This window comes from Ideonella azotifigens (assembly GCF_006519715.1).
GTDB lineage: Bacteria > Pseudomonadota > Gammaproteobacteria > Burkholderiales > Burkholderiaceae_C > Ideonella > Ideonella azotifigens.
This window is the reverse complement of the sequence record NZ_VIDT01000827.1, coordinates 1-2,131: the sequence shown is the minus strand read 5'-3', so window position 1 is coordinate 2,131 and position 2,131 is coordinate 1. Positions and strand designations below refer to the sequence as shown.

Here is a 2,131-nt window from a genome sequence, read left to right as displayed (position 1 = left end):
GCGCAGCGCGCAGGCCGGTCGCGTGGGCGACCTTTCCGTGCGCGTCGGCCAGTTCGCCCAGCCGGGCACTCGGCTGATGAGCATCGTGCCGGTGCAACAGACCTACCTGGTGGCGAACTTCAAGGAGACCCAGATCGGCCGCATGCAGGCCGGCCAGCCGGTGAAGCTGCATGTGGACGCGTGGCCAGGCGAGACGCTGCGCGGCGTGGTCGAAAGCTTCTCGCCGGGCACCGGCGCGCAGTTCGCACTGCTACCGCCGGAAAACGCCACCGGCAACTTCACCAAGATCGTCCAGCGCGTGCCGGTGCGCATACGGCTGGACGTGGACGCGGCCCAGCGCGCCCGCCTGCTGCCCGGCCTGTCGGTGACGGCAGATGTGGACACCCGCGGAGCAGCGGACCATGGCTGAAGCCACGGCCGACAACCCGCCAACAGCGAGCACGCCCAGCACCGCCGCGCCAGCCCGTGAACCCAACGCCAGCCTGAACGACTGGATCGCCGTGACCGCCGGCGCTTTGGGCGCGCTGATGGCGGTGCTGGACATTTCCATCACCAACTCGGCGCTGCCTCAGGTGCAAGGCGCCATTGGCGCCACTGGCACCGAAGGCACCTGGATCTCCACCGGCTATTTGATGGCCGAGATCGTCGTCATCCCGCTGTCGGCCTGGCTCACGCGCGTGTTCGGGCTGCGCAATTTCCTGGTCGGCGTGGCGCTGCTGTTCACGCTGTTCTCGGCACTGTGCGGCTTCTCCACTAGCCTGGGCATGCTGATCTTCGCCCGCATCGGCCAGGGGCTGACCGGCGGCGCGATGATCCCCACCGCGCAGACCATCGTGCGCACCCGGCTGCCGCGCCACCAGTTGCCCGCCGGCATGACGCTGTTCGGCCTCACGGTGCTGCTCGGCCCGCTGCTGGGCCCGGTCATCGGCGGCTGGCTGACCGAGAACATCAGCTGGCACTGGTGCTTTTTCATCAACGTGCCGATCTGCGTGGGCCTGGTCGGGCTGCTGCTGTGGGGGTTGCCGGCCGACCGCGCGCAGCTGCGCGAATTCCTCGGCGCGGACTGGCTGGGCATCGCCGGCCTGGCGTTGGGCCTGAGCACGCTCACCGCGGTGCTGGAGGAAGGCCAGCGCGAGCGCTGGTTCGAGTCCGACCTCATCATCCTGCTGAGCCTGGCGTCGGCCATCGGCATGGTGATGGTGGCGCTCTCGCAGCGGCTGGCTGCGCGGCCCATCCTGCGGCTGAGCCTGATGCGCAACAAGAGCTACGCCAGCGTGATCTTCATTGTCTTCACCGTCGGCGCGGCGTTCTACGGCGTGTCCTACCTGGTGCCGCAGTTCCTGGCGCAGATCTCGGGTTACAACGCACAGCAGGCCGGCGCGGTGATGCTGCTCAGCGGCATCCCGGCCATCCTGATGATGCCGATGCTGCCGCGCCTGCTAGGGCGCATGCACTATTCGGTGCTGGTCATCGCCGGCCTGCTCCTGATCTTCGGCAGCTGCTGGCTGGACAGCAGCCTCACCGCCAGGAGCGCCGCGGACGACTTCACCTGGTCGCAACTCTTGCGCGGCCTGGGCCAGATCCTGGCCATGATGCCGCTGAACCAGGCCGCGATGGCCTCGGTGGCGCGCGAAGAGTCGGGCGACGCCGCCGGCCTCTACAACATGGCGCGCAACCTCGGCGGCTCGGTCGGCCTGGCCTTGATCGGCACCTTCATCGACCGGCGCGATGCCTTCCACGTCGACGTGATCAACAGCTCGGTGAGTGCCAATGCCGAGATCACGCAGTCGCGCATGGCCGCCAGTGCCGCCGGCCACCTGGCCCAGGTTGGCGACTTCGCCCATGCCCAGCTTCAGGCCCTGGCCGAGCTGGCTGGCCAGATCAGGCTGGAGGCGCTGGTCATGACTTACTCCGAAACCTTCTACGCGCTGGGCCTGGTGATGCTGCTGTGCGTGCCGCTGGCCTTGCTGATCAAAACGCCGCGTGCGCCCGCACCCGCCACCGAATCAGCACATTGAGGCACCTTTTCAGAAAGAACGCGATGCCGCTTCGACTGCTGCCTTTCCTTCCGCGCGCCGTGGCCCTGGCCACCGCGCTGCTGCTCGCCGCCTGCACCACCGTCGGCCCGGAC

General features: G+C 68.5%; 2 protein-coding genes. Both read left to right on the top strand.

All coding sequences use genetic code 11. The annotated features are described in order from the left end of the window. Positions 1-409: HlyD family secretion protein (locus tag FKP22_RS28135; protein WP_141291363.1), on the top strand; the 409-nt coding region annotated here is incomplete at its 5' end. Next, positions 402-2,018: an MDR family MFS transporter gene (locus FKP22_RS28130; protein ID WP_141291361.1), complete on the top strand. Its 1,617-nt coding sequence runs from the start codon at positions 402-404 to the stop codon at positions 2,016-2,018. The genes FKP22_RS28135 and FKP22_RS28130, both read left to right, overlap by 8 nt. The last annotated feature ends 113 nt before the right edge of the window (positions 2,019-2,131 follow it).

Excerpts from the sequence above, each read along its gene's own strand:
- FKP22_RS28130 (WP_141291361.1), top strand. The coding sequence starts at position 402 with ATGGCTGAAGCCACGGCCGACAACCCGCCAACAGCGAGCACGCCCAGC.